Genomic DNA, 24,349 nt, shown 5'->3' on the forward strand with positions numbered 1-24,349 from the left:
CGCTGAGAGTTGCACCGTCTTGACCGAGGCCGCCTTGGGTGCCATCTCCCTCGGCGACCAGTAAACTATTGAAAAAGCTTCTACTTTTCAGTCGTTCTAATCTGGTAGGTCCGAAACGCCTTGTCCGACACGGTCGGGTCAGGCCCTAGGAAGACGGGTTCTGCAGCGCGCATGATCGTCTGTTCTTGCAACGTCCTGTCCGATGGCGCCGTTCGCAGCTGCCTGTCACCCGGCCCAGGTTGTCCCCGCACCCCGGCGCAGGTCTACGCCTGCCTCGGCTGCAGCCCGAAATGCGGGCGCTGCGCCCGGACCATTCGGGAGATCATGCGCAGCGCGCTGGGAGAAGCGGCAGCCGATCAGGGCAGCCATGAATGCTCGACGACTTGCGCTAACGCTTGCAGTTTGGTCTTATTCCAAACTGCGGAGGACGGAATCACGGCGTAACGCCTAAGCCCCCCGCCAAAAGAGCTGTAAGGAGTACGGGGGCATGAAGGGCGACACCAAGGTCATCGAGTACCTGAATCGCGGCCTGAAGAGCGAGCTGACTGCGGTCAGCCAGTACTGGCTGCATTTCCGGATGCTCAATGACTGGGGCTATATCGATCTGGCCAAGTTCTGGCGCAAGGAATCGATCGAGGAGATGAACCACGCCGACCGGTTCGTAGACCGGATCCTGTTCCTCGACGGATTCCCGAACCTGCAGGAGCTGGAGCCGCTCCGCATCGGCCAGACCGTGCAGGAGATCATCGAGTGCGACCTGGCTGCCGAGAACGGCGCCCGCAGCCTCTATCTCGAGGCCGCGCAGTACTGCGAATCGATCAACGAGCGCGTCTCGAAGAACCTGTTCGAGGATCTGGCCACGGACGAGGAAGGCCATATCGATTTCCTTGAGACCCAACTCGAGCTGATCAAGCAGATCGGCCTGCCGCTCTACGCCCAGAAGCATATTGGCGGCCTTGAGGCGATCGCCCCCGAGAAGGCCTGAGCCGGCCCGGGTTCCCAGGTCGCGCTCCTCGAAGCGGCGACGCGGGAACCCGACGGCCCTTCGCCGAGGTCGGGCCCATTGATGGGGCGCCCGGCATCGGCCAGGGTCGTCCGAGACGGAACGACGATAGGAACGACAGATGCGGCTCGTGGTGGTCGGCGCAGACGGGCGCATGGGGCGGATGCTGATCCGCGCGGTGTCCGAGGCCGAGGGGTGTACCCTGGCGGCGGCGATCGAGCGCGCGGGTTCGTCGGTCCTCGGGCAGGATGCCGGGGTGCTCGCCGGCCTCCCGCCCCTCGACGTGCCGGTGACCGACGACCCGTTGACCGCGTTCGCAACCGCCGACGGCGTGCTGGACTTCACGGCCCCGGCCGCCACCGTGCAGTTCGCCGAACTGGCCGCCCAGGCGCGCATCGTCCACGTGATCGGGACGACCGGCCTGTCCGACGACGACCTCGGGAAGCTGCAGGCTGCCGCCTACCATGCCCGCCTCGTGCGCTCCGGCAACATGTCGCTCGGCATCAACCTGATGGCCGAACTGGTCCGCAGGGTCGCCAAGACGCTGGGCGACGAGTTCGATATCGAGATCACCGAGATGCACCACCGGATGAAGGTGGATGCGCCCTCCGGCACGGCTTTGCTCCTGGGTGAGGCTGCCGCCGAGGGGCGGGGCGTCGAGCTCAAGGACGTGCGGGTCTCGACCCGGGACGGGCATACGGGCGCCCGCAGGCCGGGCGATATCGGCTTCGCCACGTTGCGGGGCGGATCCGTGGTCGGCGACCACAGCGTAATCTTCGCCGGGGCCGGCGAGAGCCTGACCATCAGCCACCACGCCGCCGACCGCGGGTTGTTCGCCGCCGGCGCCGTGAGGGCCGCCCTCTGGGCGCATCCGAAGCCGCCGGGTCTCTACTCCATGGCGGACGTGCTCGGGCTTTAGACCATCAGGGAATACGACCGTCCGATGGAGCGCCTGCTCGTCCTCGCTCGCCACGGCCAGAGCGAATGGAACCTCAAGAACCTGTTCACCGGTTGGCGCGATCCCGGGCTGACCGAGCGCGGCGTCGCCGAGGCGCAGGCCGCGGGAGGGGCGCTCCGGCGCGCAGGCTACGGATTCGATGTCGCCTTCACCTCCGGACTCGTCCGGGCACAGCGCACCTGCGCACTGATGCTGGAGGCGATGGGTGTTTCGGACATCGAAATCGTACGCGCGCAAGCGCTGAACGAGCGTGATTACGGGGACCTGGCCGGCCTCAACAAGGACGATGCCATCGCCAAGTGGGGTGAGGCGCAGGTCCACCTCTGGCGGCGCTCCTACGATGTTCGGCCGCCCGGGGGCGAGAGTCTCAAGGATACCGCGGCCCGGGTGCTGCCCTACTACATCGAGACGATCCTGCCACGGGTGATGGCCGGCCAGCGGGTCCTGGTCGCAGCCCACGGCAATTCCCTGCGGTCTCTGGTGATGGTCCTCGACCATCTGGGGCCGGACACCATCGCCAGCCTGGAGATCAGGACCGGCGAGCCGCTGATCTACCAGCTCGGCGCCGACACCGCGGTGGCCTCCAAGGAGATCTTGACCCGCGACGTCGCGGCGGGTGGCTGATTGGCGACTGAGCTCGCGCCCGGGCTGATTCTTCACGCGGACTTGCTGGACCTGGCGGCCCGCACGCGCCTCGCCGCCGAGGTTGATGCCGTCCTGTCAGCTGCGCCGCCCTTCACCCCGTCCATGCCGCGGACCGGGAAACCGTTCTCCGTCCGGATGTCGAATGCCGGCCCTCTCGGCTGGGTGTCCGACCGGCAGGGCTACCGGTACCAGCCGACCCATCCCGGAACTTGCGCGCCGTGGCCGGCGATCCCGCCGATCGCCCTAGCCGCCTGGGAAGCGCTCTCCGGCTTCCCGGCGTTGCCGGAAGCCTGCCTGATCAATCTCTACGGACCGGGCGCTCGCATGGGCCTGCACCAGGACCGCGACGAGGCCGACTTCTCCGCCCCGGTTCTGTCCCTGTCCCTGGGGGCGGAGGCCCTGTTCCGCTACGGCGGTCTCCGGCGCTCGGACCCGACACGCTCGGTGCGTCTGCGTCCCGGCGACGCCCTGGTCATCGGCGGCGCCTCGCGCCTGATCCACCACGGAATCGACCGGCTCTACCCTGACGACGGCCTGCTCGCCGAGAACCCGCTGCCGCGCTTCCTGCCGGCCGGCGGCCGCTGCAACCTGACGCTGCGCCGGGTCAGCACGCCGACGGCGTGACGGCGCGGCAGCGGATCTCCCGATCTCCTGATCCCGCAGGCGCTTGACACTGGCTGCCCGCCGTCGGACCCATCGCACAAGGCGAGCCCATGTGGGCTTTGGCTTGAGGAGAACCGGTTTCCGATGCTGGTGGGTAACCTGACGCTGCGTCTCGGACGGGTTCTGTCCCTGGCCGTCCTGCTGGCCGGATACGGCTCCGTGACGCAGGCCGCCGAACCGGTCTTCCCGCCGGGCTCCCGTTTCGGCTTCGAGCCGCCGGCCGACATGTCGCTGTCGCGGCGCTTCTCGGGCTTCGAGCGCAAGGAGGGCGGCGCTACCGTGTCGGTGGTGGAACTGCCGCCGAACGCCTTCGCGGAACTCGTGAGCGGCTTCACCGACGCGAACCTGCTCAGCCAGGGTTTCGCGGTGGAGAAGCGCGAAGAGGTCAAGATCGGCGACAACGAAGGCATGCTCTACACCGGCGAGCAGCCCGCCGATCCGAACGCCACCGCGCCCGCGATCCGCAAGTGGATCCTCGTGGTCGGTACGCCCTCCGTGACCGGCCTGATCATCGCGCAGGCGCTTCCGGATGCGGAAACCGAAGAGACGATGCGCAAGCTGGTGACCGGCGTCACCCTGCGCCCGGCCCTGACCCTGACCCAGCAGGTCGACGCGCTGCCCTTCCGCATCGGTGACATGGCCGGGTTCCGACCGGTGCGCGTGATGGCGGGCAATTCGGTCCTGCTCACCGCGGGTCCGAAGGACCAGATGCAGAACCTCGAACAGCCGATCCTGGTCTTAGCCCAGGCAGTCCAGCAGCCGCCCACCGCCGAGCAGCGCGACGCCTTCGCCAGGGCGGCCCTGGCCTCGAACCAAACCATGAAGGACTTCGTGATCGAGCGCGCACAGAGCTACCGTTCGAATGGGGTCGACTGGCACGAGATCGTGGCCCGGGCCGTCGACATGCCCACCAACGTGCCTGTGGTCGTTTCGCAGACGATCCGCTTCAATCCGGACGGCTATTTGCGTGCCTTGGGCGTGGTCCGGGAGGATCAGCGGACCGGCGTGCTCGCCAAGTTCCGCTCCGTCGTCGACAGCGTGCAGTTGAAGTAATCCGCGCTGTCCCCTCGGCGTTTTGCGTTCGGGGTGGACAGTGTCGGGAATACGCCGCGCTCGCCCACCCTGGTGTTCGAACCCCGCGTACTACGGTCAGCACGTCACGTGTCTCGACGGACGGCTTCGGAGGTCGTGCGGCTGCACGGACGATGCCGTCGAAGCCGGTGTCGGGGCATGCCCGACCGCGGGGATGGGCGACCCACAAAAGAAAACGCGGACCCGAAGGCCCGCGCTTCAAATATTCCGAAAATGACGCTTGGCTTAGTAGGGGCGGCCGTACAGCGGCGAAGTCGGGTCCAGACGGTCGACGAACGAAAGGTCGACGTTGCGGATGGCCGAGGAGCGCGCGCCGATGAACGGGCCGTTGGTGATCGGATCCGGCAGGATACCACGGCCGAAGCGGTCATTCGGGCCGAAGGCCGGGTTCAGCTGGTTCGAGGCGGCGATCAGGTAGGGGTTGAGGGCCGGGTTGCGCGAACCGCCGGCGCCCGGAACGTTCGAGGTCAGAGGCACGTTGCCGGCGTCGAGCCAGCTGCGCGGGCGAACGCGGATCGGAAGCGGACGGCTGACACTATAGACGCGACCCGGACCGAAACCCTCCTGGGCCTGGGCGGGCGCAGACGCCAGGGCGCCGAAGCCGGTGGCGGCGATGACGCCGAGAAGAGCGATCTTAAGCGAGCGCATGGCCAACCTTGTCTGTGAGTGCCACCAGTATGGCGACCGAAGCTTAACAGTTCGCCGCCTTTGATAGAACGACGCTTGAGTGGGGCTGTGGTTCCGCCAAAATGGCCGAGCTTCTTCGATTTGCCGTATTATGGCCTCATTTTTTCGTGTGCGACCGCCGATGGCCGAGCGAACCGGTCGGATCGGAGGCGTCGGCCATCGTCGCCACGCTGCAGCCGCGGTCGGGGCGCGGCGCCATGAAAGCCGCGGTCGCATCGGGATCCGCCGGATCGTCGAGGCTGAGCGCGTCGATCATGCAGCCCAGGGCGCGTGTTTCGGGGGGATGACCGAGCGGTGCACAGAGCCAGCCGTCGAGCCGGAACGCTCGGTCGCGCGTGACGAAGCCGGTGCAGGTCCGGCGTGTCGGCCCTCCGAGCGTCACCTCCAGCGTTTCCACCACACCGAACTTGGTGACGATCCGGCCGCCCGGGCCGGTCCGGACCACCGCCAGCGCCGGCCCGTCGGTGGCCGGGCCGCCCGCGGCACGCCGGGCCATCAGGATGAACAGACCCGTTGCCGCCCGGGCGGCGGCGCCGCGGATCAGCGTAACCCGGAGCGCCGGGGCTTCGAGGGCTTCGAACGCGCCGCGCGTCAGCGCATCCTCGCGAAGGCCGGTTGAGGGGTCGATCCGGCCGGGGGTGATCCGGACCGGATCGATCCCGGGTTCCGCAAGCCCGAAACGGGCGGGCGCCGCCACGGTGGGAACCTTCGCGGCGGGGGTCGACGGCACGAAGGGTGCTTCGGGCCGGACCGCGACCACGGCGTCCGGAGACACGGGTGTTGCCGGCCGCGCATAGAGGTAGAGTGTAGCGATCATCGCCGAGGCCACGACAAGGCGCAGGCCCAAACCGGCCAGCGAGAGCTTGCGGCGGCCTTCGGGCTCTTCGGGCGAGCGCTCCCTATCTCGGCTCGGATCGTCGGCGTGCATGATGCCCCGTGCGGACGGCCGCAGGATCTTGGCCGAAAGGCTCGGCCGGAAGTCTCGGCCGCCCCCGATCATCGCTGCACGAGGTTGATCACCACCCTCCAAGCGGGTGTCATGCCCGGCATTCCCGCCACAGGGTGAATCGATCCTTGCACCGCGGTCGCTAGTCTTGACAGCCCCGCGCCATCGGCGCCTTGCTCGACGCGGCTGCCGCACCCACCTCGTGGGTGTTCGCGGCCGTGCCCGTTCGGCGGGTGCCCCTTCGGCGCGAACGATCCTTCGGCCGATTTTGCTGGCAGGAGCGCGGCACCCGGATCAGCCGGGGCTTTCCGCGCGGAGACGAGAGATGGGTTACAAGGTCGCCATCGTAGGCGCCACGGGCAACGTGGGCCGTGAGATGCTGGATATCCTGGCCGAGCGGGCCTTCCCCGCCGACGAGGTCGTGGCGCTGGCCTCGCGCCGCAGCCAGGGTCAGGAAGTCTCCTTCGGCGACAAAACGCTCAAGGTCAAAGCCCTCGACACCTACGATTTCTCCGACACGGACATCTGCCTGATGTCGGCGGGCGGCGAGACCTCCAAGGAGTGGTCGCCCCGCATCGGCGAGCAGGGCTGCGTGGTAATCGATAACTCGTCGGCGTTCCGCTACGACGCGGATGTGCCGCTGATCGTGCCGGAGGTGAATGCCGACGCGGTCGTGGGCTTCACCAAGCGCAACATCATCGCCAACCCGAACTGCTCGACCGCCCAGCTGGTCGTCGCCCTCAAGCCCCTGCACGAGGCTGCCACGATCAAGCGGGTGGTGGTCTCGACCTATCAGTCGGTTTCGGGCGCCGGCAAGGAGGCGATGGACGAGCTGTTCAACCAGACCCGCGCTGTCTTCACCGCCGGCGACATCAAGGAAGGCGGCAAGTTCACCAAGCGGATCGCCTTCAACGTCATCCCCCACATCGACGTGTTCATGGAGGATGGCTACACGAAGGAAGAGTGGAAGATGGTCGCCGAGACCAAGAAGATGCTCGACCCGAAGATCAAGCTGACGGCGACCGCCGTGCGCGTGCCGGTGTTCATCGGCCATGCCGAGGCGGTGAACGTCGAGTTCGAGCGTCCGCTCTCGGCCGAGCGGGCCACGGAGATCCTGCGCTCCGCCCCCGGTGTGCTTGTGGTCGATAAGCGCGAGAACGGCGGCTACATGACCCCGCACGAGGCGGCCGGCGAGGATGCGACCTACATCTCGCGCATCCGCGAGGACGCGACCATCGAGAACGGCCTGAACTTCTGGTGCGTGTCCGACAATCTGCGCAAGGGTGCCGCCCTCAACACGGTGCAGATCGCCGAGGTTCTGGTGAACCGCAAGCTGCTCACCCGGGCCAAGCCCAAGTCGATGTAAGCCGGCCCGACAAGCCAGCCGGACGGCCGTGATCGGAAACGATCACGGCCGTCGTCGTTTTAGGTGGCTGTCTGGCTCAATGACCGCCGCCGAGATAGGCCGCGCGCACCGCCGGATCGCTCTTGAGCTGCGCGGCCGGCCCCTGGAACCGGATGCGTCCGTTCTCCAGCACGTAGGCGTGGTCGGCGACGCCGAGCGCCGCCATGGCGAACTGTTCGACCAGCAGCATCGTCACACGCTCCTCCTTGAGCTGGCGGATGATGCGGAACACCTCCTCCACCAGCTTGGGCGCCAGACCCATGGACGGCTCGTCCAGCAGGAGGATCTCCGGGCGCAGCATCAATGCCCGGCCCATGGCCAGCATCTGCTGCTCGCCCCCCGACAGGGTGCCGGCGAGCTGGGTGCGCCGCTCCTTCAAGCGCGGGAACAGAGTGAACGCCCGCTCGCGGTCGGCCGCCACATCGCCCTTCGGACGGGATCCGGTCAGCCGCGGGAAGGCGCCAAGCGTCAGGTTGTCCTCGACCGACAGCGTCGGGAACACCCGGCGGCCCTCCGGCGAATGCGCGAGGCCTTCGCGGGCGACGTCGTGGCTGTCGAGGCCGCCGATCTCGCGACCGTTGAGCCGGATGGTGCCGGCACGCGGCCGTATCATGCCCGAGAGCGCCCGCATGGTGGTGGTCTTGCCGGCGCCGTTGGAGCCGATCAGCGTCACCACCTGGCCCTTCGGCACCCGGAAGGTGAGGCCGTGCAGGACCTCGTTCTGGCCATAGCCGGCGTGAAGATCGGAGACCTCAAGCATGGGCGTGCTCCGGGCTGCTGCCGCCCATGTCGTCGGGGGCGCCGAGATAGGCCTCGATCACCTTGGGATCCTGCTGCACTTCGCGCGCACCGCCCTCGGCGATCTTGTGGCCGAAATCCAGGACGCTGACCCGGTCGCACAGCCCCATGACGACATCCATGTGGTGCTCGATCAGGATCACCGTGATGCCGGCGTCGCGGATCTTGCGAATGATCGCCACCAAGTCCGCGATGTCGGGCGCGGTGAGGCCGGCAGCCGGCTCGTCGAGCAGCAGGAGCACGGGGTCTAGGGCCAGCGCGCGGCCGATCTCGAGGAGGCGCTGCTTGCCGTAGGGCAAGTTGCGCGCCTCCTCCTGGGCGAGGGCGCTCAAGCCCATGAAGTCGAGGATCGACATGGCGCGGGCCCGGGCCTCGCGCTCCTCGCGCCGACGGCGGGGCGTGCCGAGGATCGCGTCGAAGATCGTGCCCCGGAAGGTGTGGTGCAGGCCGACCAGCACGTTCTCCAGCGCGGTCATCTCATGGAAGAGTTGCACGTTCTGGAAGGTGCGGGCGACACCAGACAGGGCGATCTCGGAGGGCGTGCGCCCGTCGATGCGCCGGCCGCCCGCCACCGCCAGCGTCACCGAGCCGGCCGTGGGTTTGTAGATGCCGGTGAGCACGTTCATCATCGTGCTCTTGCCCGAACCGTTCGGCCCGATCAGGCCGTGGATCGTGCCGGGCTTCACGGTGAGGTCGATCCCGGCGAGCGCCTTCAGGCCGCCGAACTGCATCAGGACCTGCTCGACCTTGAGCAGCGCGTCCCCGCCCGCATCGCCGCGCTGGGCGATCAGCGCCGCACCGCTGGCCGCGAGGTCGCGCCCTTCGGCCGTGTGGGCCGGGCGCAGGGCCGGGATCGTCTGGCGCAGGAAGCCGACGATGCCGTCCGGCAGGTAGTAGACCACGAACAGGATCATCAGGCCGAAGACCGTCAGGCGGAAATCGGTTACCGATTGCAGCGCCAGGGTCGCCGGCAGGAACAGCACGCACAGCACCACCGGTACCAGGATGGCGTAGCGGTTCGGCTGCTTGCGGATGAAGGCAAGTGCGCCGACGATGATTGCGGCTGCCGCGATGATCCCGGCCATGATCCGGACCAGCTCGATATCGGCCAGGATGTTGGGCATCATCACGATGATCGCGGAGCCGATCAGCGGGCCCGAGCGTGACTTGCGGCCCCCCATGGTGACGGCCAGCAGGAACAGCACCGTCAGCTCGAACCCGTAGGAGTTCGGCGCGACGTAGCGCTCGGACCAGGCGAACAGGGCTCCGGCGAGGCCGGCCAGCGCTGCCGAGACCACGAAGGCGTAGACCTTGTAGCGGTAGACGCTGACGCCCATGCAGTCGCAGGCGATCGGCGAGTCGCGCAGCGCCTCGAAGGCCCGGCCGAAGGGCGAGCGCACCACCCGGTTCACCACCAGGATCGTGAGCAGCAGCGCGGCGCAGACGAGATAGTAGAATTCGAGCTTCCGGCCGGCCGCCCCCCAGGGGGCCTGCATGCCGATCAGCGAGAAATCGAGCACCCGGGCCGGTGGCAGGGTGATGCCGAGCGGGCCGTTGGTGATTGGCGTCAGCTCGTTGATGAAGATCTGGATGATCGTGCCGAAGGCCAGCGTGACCATCGCGAGATACGGCCCGGTCACCCGCAGCGCCGGAACCGCCAGCAGGACCCCGAAGGCCGCCGTTACGCCGACGCCCGCGACAAGCCCGAGCCAGATGCCGATCTTGAAGTGCAGGAACAGCGTCGCGGCCGCGTAGGCTCCGATACCGAACAGGCCGGCATGGCCGAGCGAGACCTGGCCGGTATAGCCGACCACGATATCGAGGCCGAGGATCAGGATCGCGTAGATCGCGATCACGGTCAGCAGGTGGATGTAATAGGTGCTCGTCACCACCAGCGGGAACGCCACGAGGGCGACGACTAGCAGCACGGCGCCGACGAGGCCGAGGCCGCGGGCGTTCGGGGCCGGCGCGTGACCGGCGGCGGCGGGCGCGAGGGCGGATTGCGCCATAGATGTCAGACCTTCTTGATCACGGCCTTGCCGAACAGGCCGACCGGGCGGATCGAGAGCACAACGAGGAGGAGGATCAGGCCCGGCACGTCCTTGTAGCCGGTCGAGATGTAGAAGCCGGTCAGCGTCTCCGCGACGCCGAGGATCAGGCCGCCGACGATCACGCCGAGGCCGGATTCCAGCCCGCCGATGATCGCCACCGCGAACGCCTTCAGGGCCAGCACCGCGCCCATGGTGGCGCCGGTGAGCGTCACCGGGGCCACGAGCACGCCCGCAAAGGCCGCCGTCATGGCGCTGATCGAGTAGGACAGGGTGATGATCCGCTTGGTGTTGATGCCCATCAGGCCGGCGGCGTCGATGTCGTTGGACGTGGCCACGACCGCCTTCCCCCAGATCGACTTGCGATTGAAGATCTCGACGCAGAGCATCATCAGCAGTGCGCCGGCCACGATCAGCATCTCCATCGGCAGGACGCGGACGCCACCGACCTCCACCGCCGCGTCGGGCAGCGGTGAGGGGAACTTCAGATCGTCCCGCCCCCAGATGTTCTCGGCGAGGTTCCGGAATATGATGCCGAGAGCGATGGTGGCCATGATCCACCCGTACTCGGACTTGATCTTGATCGCCGGACGGACGGCGAGCCGCTCGACCACGGCGCCGAGGGCGAAGCCGAAGACCAGCACCAGCGGGATCATCAGCCAGTAGCCGGTGAACGGCGCCAGCGTCAGGCCGAACAGCGCGCCCAACGCCAGAGCCTCGCCCTGGCCGAAATTCAGGGTCTTGGAGGTGGCGAAGGTGAGCTGGTAGCCGAACGCGATGGCGGCGTAGATCATGCCGACCGCGACGCCCGAGGCGACGAGCTGAAGGAAGATGGTCATGGTGTCGAAGCCGTCCCAGGCGTCACGGGGCAGGCGGGCAGCCGGCCGTGCAGGCTCAGCTGCCCGTCGTCTGGACCCATGCCGAAGGGCACGGGTCCGCGCGCGTCAGTTCGAGGACTTTTCCTTGACGCGGACGACGCCGGCGTTCTTGGCGTCGTCCGGCTTGGCGTAGACGATCTTGCCGTCCTGGACTTTGCCGAACACGACCATGTTGCGCGAGATCGCGTTGTGGTCCTTGGCGGTGAACGGGTGATCGTAGGTGGTCACCACCCCTTCGACCTTTGTGTTCAGGGCTTCCAGGGCTTCGCGGATCTTCGGGCCGTTGGTCGAGCCGGCCTGCTTGATCGCCGCCGCGATCAGGTAGACCGAATCGTAGCCCTGGGCACCGGCCACCGGGGTCGGAATCTTCGTCACGCCGTAGGTCTTGTAGTAATCGTCGAGGAAGGACGCGCGCTTGGCCAGCGTCTTATCCTCGATGAAGGTCTGCGGCATGATCACGCCGTTGCCGTTGGTGCCGGCGATATCGATGAAGCTCTGCATCGAGGCCGGCCAGGACGCGATGATCGGCACCTTCCAGCCGAGCTTGGCCATGCCGTTGGCGACCTGAGCCAGCTCCGGGCCGATGCCATAGGCGAGGATCACGTCGGCGCCGGCCTGCTGCGACTTCAGCAGCTGGGCCGTCATGTCGACGTCCTTGATGTTGAACTTCTCGACCGCGACCGGCTTCACGCCCTTGGTCGCCAGGTACTTCTCGATGTCCTCGCGGCCAAGCTGACCGTAATTGGTCGAGTCCGCCAGGATCGCGATCTTCTTGAAGTTCTGCGCCAGGGCCTCATCGACCATCATGCCGGCCTGCAGCACGTCGTAGGCCGAGTTCCGGAAGACGTAGTTCACGTCGTAATCCGGCTCCTTGAACTGGTTGGTGATGACCGTGCCGGTGGCGACGTTGTTGAACACCGGGATCTCGGCTTCCTGGTAGAAGCGCTGGGCCGCGAGCGCCACGCCGGTGTTGATGAAGCCCACCGTGGCGACGACCTTCTCCTTGTTGATCAGCTCCTGCGCGACCTGGGCGCCGACCTCGTTCTTGGCCTCGTCGTCGCGCTCGATCAGCTGGATCTGGCGGCCCAGGACGCCGCCGTTCTTGTTGATCTCGGCGGCGGCGAGCTTGGCGCCGTCGCGCATCGAGACGCCCATCGAGGAGGAGCCCCCCGTGTAGGGACCGGTGAGCCCGATCTTGATCGGGTCGGCGGCATGGGCCGGCATCAGCCCGAGCGCGGTGGCACCGAGCAGGGCGGACACAAGAGAGCGTTTCGTCAGGATCATCGTTTCCTCTCCCAAGCGCGTCGCGGGCCGCGTCCGCATCGGCGCATCCCGGTCTGGCATGTCGATCGTGTTGGATCCGCTGCGCGCCTGCAGTCGACAGGCCCGTGAAGGCCGCGTCTCAAGAGCGTTCGAGCGTCCGCGGGCTGCCCTTCAATGTGGCATACCGGATGCGGTTACTCACTCTTTCAGGAAAGAACTCGCTACCGTCAAGGTCTCGGCGACGGCGTTACGCGACGTCGGACGTTGTCTGTGGAAGAAACCCGGTCCTCAGCATTTATCCTCCGGTTCCTCCGCCTGGAAGGATCGGACCGGTTCGGATTAAGACCCCGCGCTCTACGTGTTTCCGGCGATTTTGGGCGCCGCGACTGCGCGATCCGAAAGTCTCCGTGCCCATATCGGGAGCAATGCCCCGGACCGAACCGCCGCCGCCGGGCCCGCGCCTGTCATGGCGCTGTGATGTTCCCCGGCCACGCCGCTGGCCGGTACGGTCGGAGATTCGTCATGCGTCGCGTCGTCATTGCAGGCCTCGTCGGGTTGTACGCCTCGGGCGCCTCTCGCGCCGAGACGCGGCCCCACAACGTCGTCCTGTTCGTGGCCGACGGCCTGAGGGCGGGCATGGTGAATGCGCAGAACACCCCGACCATGGACCGGCTGATGAAGACCGGCGTGCGCTTCACCAACTCGCACTCGATGTTCCCGACCTTCACGATGCCGAACGCCACCGCGATGGCGACCGGCCACATGCTCGGTGATACCGGCCAGTTCGGGAACACGATCTACACCGCCTTCCCGGTGCCCGGCGCCGGCGACAGCCTGACCCCGTTCCTTGAGAGCGACCCCGTGCTCGGCGATGTCGACGAGCATTTCGTCGGCAATTACCTCAACGAGGAAACGATCCTGAAGGCCGCCCGCGCCAAGGGGTTCTCCACCGCCAGCATTGGCAAGCTCGGACCGTCCCTGGTCTTCGATCACACCGAGCGTTCCGGCCAGTCCAACATCCATATCGACGACAGCACCGGCCGGACCGGCGGCATCCCGCTGGGCGACGCGATCCGCGCCCGCCTGACGGAGGTCGGCCTGCCGGCCCAGGCGCCCGCCCGGGGCGCGAACGGTCAGGCCGGCACCGCCGAGACGCCGGGTACCGCCGCGGCCAATGTCGAGCAGCAGGCCTATTTCACCGCGGTCGCCACCAAGGCGGTGCTGCCGCTGTTCAAGGCCCGGCAGCAGCCGTTCGTGCTGGTGTTCTGGTCGCGCGATCCGGACGGGACGCAGCACAACCAGGGCGACAGTCTCGGGCGGCTGGTGCCCGGCATCAACGGACCGACGAGCCTGGCCGCCATCCACAACGCCGACGACAACCTCGCCGCCCTCCAGGCCGCCTTGCTCGAGCAAGGGCTGGCCGAGACCACCGACATCGTCCTGACTTCGGATCACGGCTTCTCGACCATCTCGAAGGAGAGCGCGTCGAGCTTCGCCGCTGGGCAAACCTACAAGGGCGTGCCGGCCCGGCAACTGCCCCCGGGGTTCCTCGCCATCGACCTGGCGCACGACCTCGGGCTGACGCTGTTCGACCCGGACGCCAAAGGCGCCAAGGTGGAGGCCGGGACGTTCCCGAGCCGCGCCAACGGCCTGATCGGCACCGATCCGGCCAAGCCCGACGTGGTGGTGGCGGCCAATGGCGGCTCGGACCTCGTCTACGTGCCGAACGGCGACACCGCGCTCGCCCGGCAGGTCGTCGCGGCGCTGTCCCGCCAGGATTACGTCAGCGGCCTGTTCGTCAGCGACGCGCTGGGCGCCATCCCCGGGACCCTGCCGCTCTCGGCCATCGCCCTCGACGGCTCGGCCCTGACGCCGATGCCCGCGATCGTGGTGAACTTCCGCCGCTTCACCACGGGCTGCGTCGATCCCACGACCTGCGGCGTCGAGGTATCGGACACCACGCTTCAGCAGGGGCAGGGCATGCACGGCAGCTTCGCGCGCTCTGACACCCGCAACGCCATGGGCGCTGTGGGGCCGAGCTTCCGGGGCGGCCTGGACAGCGACATCCCGGCGAGCAACGCCGACCTCGGCAAGACCATCGCGCAGATTCTGAACCTGGACATCTCCGACAAGGGCAAGCTGGTCGGCCGCGTCCTGACGGAAGCGATGGTCAACGGTGCCCGCCCAACAGCTCAGACGCATACCCGCCGCTCGGAGCCGGACGCCGCCGGCATCGTGACGGTGCTGAACTACCAGACGGTCGGCGAGACCCGGTATTTCGATGCCGCCGGCTATCCGGGCCGGACGCTCGGCTTGGTCGAAGAGACGCACGCTTCGGGCGGCCACTGACCTCCGACCGGCATATCATGGAGTAAACGAAGGGCCGTACCCGGCGGGGTACGGCCCTTCGCATTCCAATCTCATCCCTCGGCCGAACCGGTGTCCGGATCGGCGGCGAGACTACGCCATGCCCAGCGCCTGCATGTAGAGCTCGAGGATCGCCTCCTGCTCCTGGCGCTCGCTGTGATCCTGCTTGCGGATCCTGATGATCGTCCGCACCGCTTTCGCGTCGAAGCCCCGGCCCTTCAACTCGGCGAACACCTCCTTGATGTCGCCCATGATGCCGGCCTTCTCCTCTTCGAGCCGCTCCAGGCGCTCGATGAACTGCTTGAGCTCGTCGGCGGCCACGCCCTCGGAGGACGAGACGTCGCCACCGGGCCGCTGGGCTGCTGCGGTGGGCATCGAATGGGCGTTCATGGGGCTCTCCGGGATGCGCGGCGCAGGTGCGCCCTGGACCGGTGGTTAACGGTCCGAACTTACCGGAAGCTTAGCCGATTCTCGCCGCCCCTTTCGCCCGGTCAGTGATCCTTGGCCTGGGAAGCCGAAAATCCCGCTTGCTGCTGGGGGCTCGCCTCGGTCTGATGCTGTGCCTTCCACTCGCCGTAGGGCATCCCGTAGACGGCCTCACGGCTCTCGTCCTTGGTTAGCGGCACGCCGGTCTCGTCGGCGGCATCCTTGAGCCAGTTCGACAGGCAGTTCCGGCAGAAGCCCGCCAGGTTCATCAGGTCGATGTTCTGCACGTCGGTGCGATTGCGCAGGTGCGACACGAGCCGTCGAAACACCGCGGCTTCGAGTTCGGTCTGGGTCTGCGGGTCGATCTCGGGCATGGTGTGGTACGCTTTCCGGTTGCGGACGGCCGCACGCATCTCGGGATCGCCGGCGTCGCGATCAAGCTCCGATCAGCGGACGCAGGATGCGGGCGAAGCGCTCGGCCCATTCCTCCTGCCCTTCCTGGCCGGCGATAAGGTCCTGGCGGATCTCCACGAGGGCGTTGGCCAAGCCGCGCGCGGTGGCGTGGCGGTCGATCGTATCGCCCGGCAAGCCGCCGCCATAAGGCTGGTTGTCGCCCACGGTGAGCCCGGCCGGATCGGCCGCGAGCGCCTCGATCAGCGGCCGGGCGAGGCGTTCGTCCCGGTCGTACAGGATGCCGACCTGCCAGGGCCGTGCCGTCCCGCGCCAGTAGGGCGTGAAACTGTGCATGGTCAGGATCGCCGGGGGACGCCCGGCCGCCTGGGCCGCCGCGATCGCCGCGTCGATGGCCACATCGAACGGCGCGTAGAAGCGCGCGATCCGGGCCTGCTTGCCGGCCTCGTCGATGCGGGCATTGCCCGGCACCACGGCGCCGTCGGAGAGGCGCATCACAAGGGTCGGGTCGGCCCGGCCGCGGTTCGGGTCGATGATCAGACGCGAAAAGTTGGTCAGGATCGCCGGCACGTTCAGCCGGGCCGCGAGCCCGCGCGTCACCGCGGCGGCGCCGATATCGTACGCGATGTGCCGGGCGAACTCGGATTCCGGCACGCCGAGCTCGATGTCCGGGGGCACGAAGTTCGACGCATGATCGCACGCGATGATCAGCCCGCAGGCGGGATCTCCGGGTAGGATTTCGCACGGGTGCGGGGCGTCGGCAAGCGCTTCAGTCTCCGGACGGGTCACGGGGCTCCGAGGGTTGGATCTGTGGGACGGCGCCGATCGCGCTTGCCGTGGGGCGGCGGCTCGGGCAGATCACCTGACGAGGCGAGATGCCTACCAAACAACGTGCGCTCACGGCAAGAAACGGGCCCGCCGTCCACCAATGCGTGGGCGGGGATCGCACGCAAGAACATCCTGTGAGGAGCCCGTCCGACGCCATGTCCGAAACCGTCCCGCCCATCGCCGCCCCCGCCGAGCAGCGCGCGCTCCTAGAAGCCCTCCTGACCGCCGGCATCCGGGCCGCCCATCCGGACCTGTGCCTGCCCGCGCACCTGCCGGAACCGAGCCCGGGACGCCTGATCATCCTGGCGGCCGGCAAGGCGGCCGGCAGCATGAGCGCGGTGGCCAGCCGGTTCTACCGGCAGAAGCACGGGCTCGGTGACGACCGCATCGTCGGCCTCGCGGTGGCGCGGCACGGCTACGGACAGGACGCTCCGGGCATCCACATGGTCGAGGCGGGACACCCGGTCCCCGACGAGGCCGGCATCGCCGCGACCCAGGAGGCCCTGCGGCTCGCCACCGAGGCCGGTCCGGACGACGAGGTTCTGGTGCTCCTGTCCGGCGGCGGCTCCGCCAACTGGATCGCGCCGGCCGGGGACCTGACGCTCGCCGAGAAGCAGGCGATCACCCGGGCGATGCTCCGCTCCGGCGCCCCGATCGGCGAGATCAACACCGTCCGCAAGCACATCTCGCGGATCAAGGGCGGCCGGCTGGCCATGGCCGCCCGCAACGCCCGGCGGATCCTGACGCTTGCCATCTCGGACGTGCCGTTCGACGATCCGGCGGTGATCGCCTCGGGCCCGACCGTGCCCGATCCCTCGACCCTGGCGGATGCCCGCGCCATCTGCGAGCGCCGGGGCATCCCGCTGCCGGAGACGGCCGTCCGGCTCCTGAACGACCCGAACAACGAGACCCCCAAGGCCGGCGATCCCGCCTTCGCCCGGGCCGAGTACCGCATCATCGCCCGGCCGATCGACGCTTTGGAGGCGGCCGCCCAGGCGGCAAGGGACGCGGGCTACGAGCCGATCATGCTGGGCGCCGACCTCGAAGGCGAGGCCCGGGAGGTGGCGGCCGTGCACGCGAGCGAGGCCAAGCGCTACAAAGCGGCCGGGCAGCGCGTCGCGCTGATCTCGGGGGGGGAACTGACCGTCACCATCCGGGGCGAGGGCCATGGCGGCCCGAACCAGGAATATGCCCTGGCCCTCGCCGTGGCGCTGGACGGCGCGCCCGGCATCTCCGGGATCAGCGCCGACACCGACGGCACCGACGGCGGACGCGGCCTCGCCACCGATCCGGCCGGCGGCCTGGTCGACCCGACGACGCTCGATCGCGCCCGCGCCGCCGGCCTCGACCCGGCCGCGATGCTGGAGCAGAACGATTCGACCGCGTTCTTCGCGGCTCTTGGCGACCTCGTGAACCCCGGTCCGACCCGTACCAATGTCAACGATTGCCGCATCATCCTCGTCGGGTAGGTTCTTGAGGGGGGCGACCGGTTCGCCGGCCGCCGTGCCGGTGATCCTGGGGCTCGGCATCGCGCTCTTCGGCGCCGGCCCCGCGAAGGCCGACCTGCGCCTGTGCAACCAGACCGCCAGCAAGGTCGGCATCTCGCTGGGCTACCGTGATCCGCAGGGCTGGGTCACGGAGGGCTGGTGGGATCTGGCCCCGAAGGCCTGCGAGACGCTCCTGAAGGGGGCGCTGGCGGCGCGTTTCTATTACGTGTTCGCCGTCGACTACACGCGCGGCGGCGAGTGGAGCGGGCGCTCGCTGATGTGCACCCGCGACTCGGAATTCACGATCCGCGGGGTCGAGGATTGCCTGGCTCGCGGCTACGACCGGAACGGCTTCTTCGAGGTCGATACGGGCGAGCAGAAGAGCTGGACGATCCAACTCACCGATCCCAACCGGGCGGACGCGCCGGCCAAGCCTTGAGGATGCCGTCGCGCCCTTGACGCTGCCCCGGGCGGGATGCCTACACCCGCCCCCAACGAACCGACGCCGTCCGGGTCCAACCCCGAGACGAGCGCCGCGGAATACCCGGAGGATCCCGCTTGAAACGCTCGCGCCGTACAAAGATCGTCGCCACCCTTGGGCCGGCCTCGGACTCGCCGGAGATGATCGAACGCCTGTTCCGGGCGGGCGTGGACGTGTTCCGGCTCAATATGAGCCACCTGCCACGCGAGAAGCTGCCCGAGAAGGTCGAGGTGATCCGGGCGATCGAGCGCGAGGCCAAGCACCCGATCGGCATCCTGGTCGACCTGCAGGGCCCCAAGCTTCGGCTGGGCACCTTCGCGGAGGGCGCCGTGATGATTGAGACCGGCGCGACCTTCGTGCTCGACGGCGATCCCACGCCCGGCGATGCCAGCCGCTGCCACCTGCCGCACCCGGAGATCCTGGAGGCGCTCGAGGCCGGCCACGCCATCCTGCTGGACGACGGCAAGCTGCGTCTGACCGTGCTGGAGACCTCGGAGAACCGGGCCGTGACCCGGGTCGAGGTCGGCGGGAAGATCTCGAACCGCAAGGGCGTGTCGCTGCCCCACACGGTGATCCCGGTGCCGGCGATGACCGAGAAGGACCGGGCCGACCTCGATGCCGGCCTCAACGCCGGCGCCGACTGGATCGCCGTCTCCTTCGTCCAGCGTCCCGAAGACGTAGCCGAGGTCAAGAAGGTCTGCGCCGGGCGCGCCCTGGTGATGGCCAAGATCGAGAAGCCGCAGGCCCTGACCCGGCTCGACGAGATCATCGAGATCTCGGACGGCCTGATGGTCGCCCGCGGCGATCTGGGCGTGGAGATGCCGCTGGAGCAGGTCCCCGGCGTGCAGAAGCGGATCACCCGCAGCGCCCGCCGGTTCGGCAAGCCCGTGGTGGTGGCGACCCAGATGCTCGAATCGATGATCACGGCGCCGGTCCCGACCCGCGCCGAGGTCTCGGACGTGGCCACCGCGGTCTACGAGGGTGCGGACGCCGTGATGCTCTCCGCCGAGAGCGCCTCGGGCGCCTTCCCGGTCGGGGCCGTGGAGACCATGAACCGCATCGCCGAGCAGGTGGAGCGGGACTCGGTCTACTGGTCGATCATCCGGGCGCAGAGCGCGACGCCGGACGAGACCGCGGCTGACGCGATCGCGGCGGCCGCCCACCAGATGGTCGATGCGCTCAATCTCGACGCGATCATGGCCTGGACTAATTCGGGCTCGACGGCCCTGCGGCTGTCACGCGAGCGCCCGAACGCCACCGTGATCGCCCTCACGCCTCGGCGCGAGACCGCCCGGCGCCTGGCCCTCGCCTGGGGCACGCACCCGATCGTCACCAAGGATGCCAGCGACGTGGACGACATGTCGTTCCGCGCCGCCAAGTTCGCCGTGCGCGAGAAGTTCGCCGCGGTGGGCGACCGGGTCATCGTGGTGGCGGGCCTGCCGTTCGGCACCCCTGGGGCCACGAACCTCGTGCGGCTCACCTTCATCACCCGGGAGCACGCCGAGAAGGCGTGAGTCCTAATCCTTGAGCAGCGGCGCAGCCTCGCGCCTTTGCTCACCCGCGAACCGGACGATCTCGTCGGTCACGCGCTCCGCCGCCACGAAGTGGAGCATGTGACCGATCCCGGGCAGGAGCACGAGCCGAGCGCCTGGGATCGCCTTCGCCAGAGGCACCGCTTGGCTCTCACTGCGGACGATCGGGTCCGCATCGCCGGATATCACCAGGGTCGGAACGCGCAGGTCACCGTAGCGCGGGCTCTGAGCCGCCAGGGCGGCCGGCAGGCCGACGAGATCCTGAACGTTGGCGAGCAGCGTCCCGGGTCTCAGCACGAGGGAGGCCCGGACGAGCTCCGGGTATCCGGGTGTCTCCGACTGGGGCAGGAAGACCCGCTTGGCCGTCTCGGGAAGAAAATACTGGGCGACGGGCGGCCCGATCGTGCGGCTGAGAAGCCAGGCCACGGGCGGTTTGATGGCGAGACGCCAGTACCAAGGCAGGACCAGCATCCGCGACGGCATCGGCATCGCGACCGGAGCGGCCAAAACAAGGCCCGAGACCTGCGCCGGATGGTCGAGGGCGAGCGCCAGGGCCAGGGCTCCGGCCCAGGAATGCCCGAACACCAGCGCCGGGCCGACGCCCATTCGGTCGAGCGCCTCCGCGATGATCCGGGCCTGGATCGCGGGCGCCGCCGCCTCGCCGCCGTCGATCCGGTCGCTCCACCCGAAGCCCGGCCGATCGAAGGCGATCACCCGATAGCCCGCCGCTGCCAGTCGGCGGCCGATGCACTCCATCGGATCGGAGGCGTTGGCCGAGGCACCGTGCAGCAGGACCACCGGCCGGCCGTTCGCCGGACCGGCCTGGATCGTCGCCAGACGCCCGCCGGCGACCTCGACGAAGGGTCCGGCGGGCGGGTTCGCGGCCCCGACCTTCAGGTCGATCACGAGGCTCGCGAGCGCGCTGAGGCCGAGAACCAGGCCCAGGATCGCGAAGGGGAGGGCGAGGAGCGTGAGGAGCAGTCCGACCACGCGGCTCACAGGTCGCGGCCGTCAACCTCCGGGGCTAGGCGGTCGACCGCCTCGCCGATCTTCTCCATCTTGGGATACAGCGCCCGCGCCCGGCGAAAGGCCGCGAGTGCCCGCGCCTTGTCATCGAGGGATTCGTAGATCCTGCCCATGGCGGCCCAGGCTTCGAAATGGCGCGGCTCCAGAACCAGTGCCCGGCGCAGGTCGGCGATGGCGTCGTCCTTGTCGGTCAGAAGCCAGAACACCGTGGCGCGGCGGTTCCACCCCTCCGACCAGTTCGGCTCCAGGGCGGTGACCCGGTCCATCAGCTCGGCCGCCAGGGGGAAGTCGTGAGCCGAGATGGCCTGCCGGGCACGATCGGTGAGCAGGTCCGCGGTTGGGCTGCCGGACGCGTCGAGACGGCGCTCGATGAGCTTCGCGATGCCCTTCGCCTCGGCGGGATCCTCGCTGGCGCGCAGGCGGGTGAACAGGTCATCGAGGCTGACCGGCTTCGGCGCCGGCTTGGCCTCGGGCGCCGATTTGACCTCCGGCGCGGCGCGGCCGGGCCGGATGGCATCGGGTGCCGCGTCGGCGGGCGTCGCGGCCAGAACCGGCAGGCAGACCAGGGCGGCGATGAAGCGTGTCGGCATGATGCCAGCAGAGTGTGCGCGGGTGTCGCGCTCGTCAACGTGCCGCGGTGCCGCGCACGCGAAAGCAGCCGCGGCCCGGCCGGGCGCGGCTGCTTTCGCGTGACGATCTGCACACTCCCGAAAGACCGAGCACGGCCTGACGGGACGTCGCTCCGATACCCGGCCTGAGCCGGGCAGACGGCCTCAGCCCTGGCGAGCCTTGAAGCGCTTCTGGGTCTTGTTGATCACGTAGACCCGGCCCTTGCGGCGCACGAGCTGGTTGTCGCGGTGACGGCCGCGCAGGGACTTGAGGGAATTACGGATCTTCATCGGTTTCTCGAGCCCGGGCGGGGCCGTCCATTCACGGGGGATCGGGAACGTGTCAGCGAGGCGGGACGCGGGGTCGCGTCCAGCGATCACGAAACACGCATCGCGGGATGGCGCCGCCATATCAGGATTCGCCACCGCAAGGCAAGGCGTCGCAGGCAAAGGTGAGGCAGGTGAGGCAGGTGAGGCAGGCAGGCGAGGCGTGGAAGCCGCGGTGCCTCAATGGACGCTGTCGGCAGCCGGGACCGCGGGGCTTTCGACCAGCTGCCGCCCGATCTCGTGCAGCAGCGCGTCCATCAGGGGCTTCAGCCGGACGAAATCCGACTCGCCCAGGCCCTCGGCGACGTTGAACAGCGCCAGCGCCAGCTCGGCCACCCGGTCGATCCCGCTGCCGGGCGCATCGATCGCGCAGAAGGCGGACTCGTCGAGGAAGCCGTCGCGGCTGCTCTCCGTCACGTCGATGACGATGCCGCGGGCCTCGCTCACGATCCCGTCCGCGCTCACCACGAAGCGGCCGCGCGCCAGGACCCAGCGGACGTCGTCCGGCGTCAGCACGGTGCGGTACTGGGCGACGTACAGCCCACCGTGACGCTGGAGGTTCTTGACGATCGCGCCGACCCGCTGCCGGTCCTGCGGATGGACGCGTTCGAAGAACAGCGCGTAGGTCGTGCCGTGGCCGGTGGCCGAGCGTGGGATGCCGAGCATCGTAGCGGCGACGGAATCGCAACGCACGACATCGTCGGCGATCCGCCATTCCCAGGTCCCGACATTCGACGCCGCGAGGGCGCGGGCGACGATGTCCGTGTCCTTCCGCCGCGCGCGCGCATCCAAGCCCACCGGTCACGCTCCGAAACTGAGGGGAAATCCAGGTCCACGCACGCGGCAGAAGTCCTTGTGCGCGCACGCGGTATCTGGTCGACTCACTAGCCCGGCGCCCCCTGCGGCACAACGCAAACGAAGCCGCGGGCCGGTCCAATCCCCGCCCATCGATCGGTCCGGTTCAGGGGCGGGCATAGCCGCCCGCGAGCTGGCCCTTGCCGATCACCCGCCCGCGCATCGCGTCGAGGAGGGCGCCCCGACCAGGGCTGTCGGGCAGGTCGAGCACGCTTCCGATCGCGTAGATCTGGAACAGGTAGGCGTGGCGTCCATGGCCGCTCGGCGGATCGGGCGGGAGCCATTCGGGCCGCAAGAAGCTGTTTTTGCCGAGGCTCATCGGGGTGCCAGCCCGGTCGGGGCTCGCCAGCGTCCCCTCGTCGAGGCTGTCGACCGAGGGCGGAACATTCCACACGATCAGGTGAACGAAGGGCTGCAGCGTGGGGCTGCCGGCATCTTCGACCAGCAGGACCAGCGTGCCGGTCCCCGCCGGCACGCCGCTCCAGGCCAGGGGCGGCGAGAGGCCCGGCCCGTCCGCGGTGTAGTGTGCGGGGATCTCGGCACCGTCCGCGAAGGCGGGGCTCGTCAGCGTCAGCGTCTCCGGGACGTCGGCGAAATCCGCGTGAAAGGCGGTCTTCTGCATCCCGGCCTTGAGGCCGGACAGGGCCGCGCCGAGCGCGTGGGGAATCTTCTCGAGCATGGTTCGGGCCTCCGCTGCGGTCTCAACCGCGCGCGGAGGCTCCGGTTCAGGCGCGGCGCTCGGCCGCGACCATGTAGTTCACCGCCTTGTCCCGGCTGGTGCGCCATCCGTCGGTCAAGGGATTGTAGGCGACGCCGATCGTGTCGGTGACGTCGAGGCCGCCCGCCTGGATGGCGCGGCGAAACTCGTCGGGCGTCACGAACTTCTCCCAATCGTGCGTGCCCCGCGGCAACCAGCCGAGCACGTACTCGGCGCCCACGATGGCGAGCCCGAACGAGCGCAGGGTCCGGTTGAGGGTCGCGCCGAACAGCATCCCGCCAGGCTTCACGGCGGCGCAGGCGGTCCGCACGAAGGCCGGCATATCGGAGACGTGCTCCACCACCTCCATGATCAGCACGGCGTCGAAGATCTGGCCGGACGCGACCACCGTCTCGATGGTCTCGCCGCGATAATCCACCGGCACGCCGCCGGCCGCGGCGTGGGCGCGGGCCACCGCGATGTTCTGTTCCGCGGGATCGAGGCCGGTCACGGTGGCGCCGAGCCGGGCCAGGGGTTCCGACAGCACGCCGCCGCCGCAGCCGACATCGCACAGCGTCAGGCCGTCCAGGGGGAACGGCGCCTGCGGATCCCGGTCGAACCGGCGGCAGAGCGCGTCGCGGATATAGGCCAGGCGCACCGGGTTGAACCGGTGCAGCACCCGCATCGGCCCGGCCTCGTCCCACCAGGTCGCGGCGAGCGCGTCGAAGCGCGCGACCTCGCCGCGATCGACGAAGCCGTCCGTCCCGGGGTTCGTGGCTGCCCTGTCCATGCGCGATCCGTTCCGTCGAGGCCGGCGGCCCGCCTGCGATGCCCGAACGCCAGGCCGTCGCCGGGCGGTCCGGATCGGGGCGGCCGACGCGGCATATCCGGGCCGCCATAGCACGGCTGCCCCGGGGC

26 protein-coding genes are annotated in these 24,349 nt (G+C 68.9%); 11 read left to right on the forward strand and 15 right to left on the reverse strand.

What is annotated here, in order from left to right; genetic code table 11:
* Nucleotides 1-171 precede the first annotated feature (171 nt).
* The 6 genes from ACYQPG_RS10875 to ACYQPG_RS10900 all read left to right on the forward strand — a co-directional run bounded on the left by ACYQPG_RS10875 (nt 172) and on the right by ACYQPG_RS10900 (nt 4,322).
* A complete protein-coding gene (locus tag ACYQPG_RS10875) occupies nt 172-444 on the forward strand; it encodes a (2Fe-2S)-binding protein (RefSeq protein ID WP_147908228.1) in 273 nt (90 codons plus the stop codon).
* A 43-nt stretch (nt 445-487) separates the two neighbouring features.
* Nucleotides 488-985 (forward strand): bacterioferritin, encoded by a 498-nt coding sequence (gene bfr, locus ACYQPG_RS10880; RefSeq protein ID WP_147908227.1) that lies wholly within the window; start codon nt 488-490, stop codon nt 983-985.
* A gap of 139 nt (nt 986-1,124) precedes the next feature.
* Nucleotides 1,125-1,922 (forward strand): 4-hydroxy-tetrahydrodipicolinate reductase, encoded by a 798-nt coding sequence (gene dapB, locus ACYQPG_RS10885; RefSeq protein WP_461230918.1) that lies wholly within the window; start codon nt 1,125-1,127, stop codon nt 1,920-1,922.
* A 24-nt stretch (nt 1,923-1,946) separates the two neighbouring features.
* Nucleotides 1,947-2,585, forward strand: coding sequence for a 2,3-bisphosphoglycerate-dependent phosphoglycerate mutase (locus tag ACYQPG_RS10890; protein WP_147908225.1), 639 nt, complete (start codon nt 1,947-1,949; stop codon nt 2,583-2,585).
* Nucleotides 2,586-3,230, forward strand: coding sequence for an alpha-ketoglutarate-dependent dioxygenase AlkB (locus tag ACYQPG_RS10895; protein ID WP_461230919.1), 645 nt, complete (start codon nt 2,586-2,588; stop codon nt 3,228-3,230).
* A gap of 123 nt (nt 3,231-3,353) precedes the next feature.
* Entirely contained in the window at nt 3,354-4,322 is a 969-nt protein-coding gene (locus tag ACYQPG_RS10900) for a hypothetical protein (protein WP_147908223.1), read from the forward strand.
* 264 nt (nt 4,323-4,586) lie between these two features.
* Here the strand turns inward: ACYQPG_RS10900 and ACYQPG_RS10905 are convergent, their stop codons facing one another.
* The gene (locus tag ACYQPG_RS10905) at nt 4,587-5,009 is read right to left on the reverse strand and encodes a hypothetical protein (RefSeq protein ID WP_147939229.1); all 423 of its coding nucleotides are present in this window, start codon (nt 5,007-5,009) and stop codon (nt 4,587-4,589) included.
* Nucleotides 5,010-5,145: 136 nt separating this feature from the next.
* A complete protein-coding gene (locus tag ACYQPG_RS10910) occupies nt 5,146-6,048 on the reverse strand; it encodes a hypothetical protein (RefSeq protein WP_419829400.1) in 903 nt (300 codons plus the stop codon).
* 271 nt (nt 6,049-6,319) lie between these two features.
* On the opposite strand from ACYQPG_RS10910, the gene ACYQPG_RS10915 reads away from it, so the two are divergent.
* The gene (locus ACYQPG_RS10915) at nt 6,320-7,360 is read left to right on the forward strand and encodes an aspartate-semialdehyde dehydrogenase (protein ID WP_461230920.1); all 1,041 of its coding nucleotides are present in this window, start codon (nt 6,320-6,322) and stop codon (nt 7,358-7,360) included.
* Between the two features lie 76 nt (nt 7,361-7,436).
* Here the strand turns inward: ACYQPG_RS10915 and ACYQPG_RS10920 are convergent, their stop codons facing one another.
* The 4 genes from ACYQPG_RS10920 to ACYQPG_RS10935 form a co-directional block, all read right to left on the reverse strand.
* A complete protein-coding gene (locus tag ACYQPG_RS10920; RefSeq protein WP_461230921.1) occupies nt 7,437-8,159 on the reverse strand; it encodes an ABC transporter ATP-binding protein in 723 nt (240 codons plus the stop codon).
* On the reverse strand, nt 8,152-10,206 hold the full coding sequence (locus tag ACYQPG_RS10925; RefSeq protein WP_147908220.1) for a branched-chain amino acid ABC transporter ATP-binding protein/permease: 2,055 nt from the start codon (nt 10,204-10,206) through the stop codon (nt 8,152-8,154). Before ACYQPG_RS10925 ends, ACYQPG_RS10920 begins: the two co-directional genes overlap by 8 nt.
* A gap of 5 nt (nt 10,207-10,211) precedes the next feature.
* Nucleotides 10,212-11,084 (reverse strand): branched-chain amino acid ABC transporter permease, encoded by an 873-nt coding sequence (locus ACYQPG_RS10930; protein WP_147854574.1) that lies wholly within the window; start codon nt 11,082-11,084, stop codon nt 10,212-10,214.
* A 105-nt stretch (nt 11,085-11,189) separates the two neighbouring features.
* A complete protein-coding gene (locus ACYQPG_RS10935; protein ID WP_419830018.1) occupies nt 11,190-12,347 on the reverse strand; it encodes an ABC transporter substrate-binding protein in 1,158 nt (385 codons plus the stop codon).
* Between the two features lie 561 nt (nt 12,348-12,908).
* Here ACYQPG_RS10935 and ACYQPG_RS10940 point away from each other — a divergent pair.
* A complete protein-coding gene (locus tag ACYQPG_RS10940) occupies nt 12,909-14,735 on the forward strand; it encodes an alkaline phosphatase family protein (protein WP_461230922.1) in 1,827 nt (608 codons plus the stop codon).
* Nucleotides 14,736-14,846: 111 nt separating this feature from the next.
* Here ACYQPG_RS10940 and ACYQPG_RS10945 read toward each other — a convergent pair whose 3' ends face one another.
* From ACYQPG_RS10945 to ACYQPG_RS10955, 3 genes are all read right to left on the reverse strand, one after another.
* Nucleotides 14,847-15,143, reverse strand: a complete 297-nt coding sequence (locus ACYQPG_RS10945) for a DUF2312 domain-containing protein (RefSeq protein ID WP_058190202.1) — start codon at nt 15,141-15,143, stop codon at nt 14,847-14,849.
* Between the two features lie 101 nt (nt 15,144-15,244).
* A complete protein-coding gene (locus ACYQPG_RS10950; RefSeq protein ID WP_147939246.1) occupies nt 15,245-15,553 on the reverse strand; it encodes a DUF1244 domain-containing protein in 309 nt (102 codons plus the stop codon).
* A gap of 61 nt (nt 15,554-15,614) precedes the next feature.
* Complete coding sequence (locus ACYQPG_RS10955) at nt 15,615-16,379, reverse strand: N-formylglutamate amidohydrolase (protein WP_419829403.1); 765 nt, start codon at nt 16,377-16,379, stop codon at nt 15,615-15,617.
* Between the two features lie 194 nt (nt 16,380-16,573).
* Between ACYQPG_RS10955 and ACYQPG_RS10960 the strand changes: the two genes are divergently transcribed.
* From ACYQPG_RS10960 to pyk, 3 genes are all read left to right on the forward strand, one after another.
* Entirely contained in the window at nt 16,574-17,887 is a 1,314-nt protein-coding gene (locus ACYQPG_RS10960) for a glycerate kinase type-2 family protein (RefSeq protein WP_147908216.1), read from the forward strand.
* Nucleotides 17,853-18,344 (forward strand): DUF1036 domain-containing protein, encoded by a 492-nt coding sequence (locus ACYQPG_RS10965; RefSeq protein ID WP_246692219.1) that lies wholly within the window; start codon nt 17,853-17,855, stop codon nt 18,342-18,344. Before ACYQPG_RS10960 ends, ACYQPG_RS10965 begins: the two co-directional genes overlap by 35 nt.
* A gap of 119 nt (nt 18,345-18,463) precedes the next feature.
* Nucleotides 18,464-19,900, forward strand: coding sequence for a pyruvate kinase (gene pyk / locus ACYQPG_RS10970; RefSeq protein ID WP_147854294.1), 1,437 nt, complete (start codon nt 18,464-18,466; stop codon nt 19,898-19,900).
* A 3-nt stretch (nt 19,901-19,903) separates the two neighbouring features.
* Here pyk and ACYQPG_RS10975 read toward each other — a convergent pair whose 3' ends face one another.
* The 6 genes from ACYQPG_RS10975 to ubiG form a co-directional block, all read right to left on the reverse strand.
* The gene (locus ACYQPG_RS10975) at nt 19,904-20,917 is read right to left on the reverse strand and encodes an alpha/beta fold hydrolase (protein ID WP_461230923.1); all 1,014 of its coding nucleotides are present in this window, start codon (nt 20,915-20,917) and stop codon (nt 19,904-19,906) included.
* Nucleotides 20,914-21,534, reverse strand: a complete 621-nt coding sequence (locus tag ACYQPG_RS10980; RefSeq protein WP_419829405.1) for a tetratricopeptide repeat protein — start codon at nt 21,532-21,534, stop codon at nt 20,914-20,916. Before ACYQPG_RS10980 ends, ACYQPG_RS10975 begins: the two co-directional genes overlap by 4 nt.
* A 183-nt stretch (nt 21,535-21,717) precedes the next feature.
* Entirely contained in the window at nt 21,718-21,843 is a 126-nt protein-coding gene (gene ykgO / locus ACYQPG_RS10985; protein ID WP_003601867.1) for a type B 50S ribosomal protein L36, read from the reverse strand.
* Between the two features lie 216 nt (nt 21,844-22,059).
* Nucleotides 22,060-22,677, reverse strand: a complete 618-nt coding sequence (locus ACYQPG_RS10990) for a PAS domain-containing protein (protein WP_147908213.1) — start codon at nt 22,675-22,677, stop codon at nt 22,060-22,062.
* Between the two features lie 163 nt (nt 22,678-22,840).
* On the reverse strand, nt 22,841-23,413 hold the full coding sequence (locus tag ACYQPG_RS10995) for a YbhB/YbcL family Raf kinase inhibitor-like protein (protein ID WP_461230924.1): 573 nt from the start codon (nt 23,411-23,413) through the stop codon (nt 22,841-22,843).
* 46 nt (nt 23,414-23,459) lie between these two features.
* Complete coding sequence (gene ubiG / locus ACYQPG_RS11000) at nt 23,460-24,221, reverse strand: bifunctional 2-polyprenyl-6-hydroxyphenol methylase/3-demethylubiquinol 3-O-methyltransferase UbiG (RefSeq protein WP_147908211.1); 762 nt, start codon at nt 24,219-24,221, stop codon at nt 23,460-23,462.
* Nucleotides 24,222-24,349: the final 128 nt, after the last annotated feature.

It is taken from the genome of Methylobacterium sp. CM6246 (genome assembly GCF_054818005.1).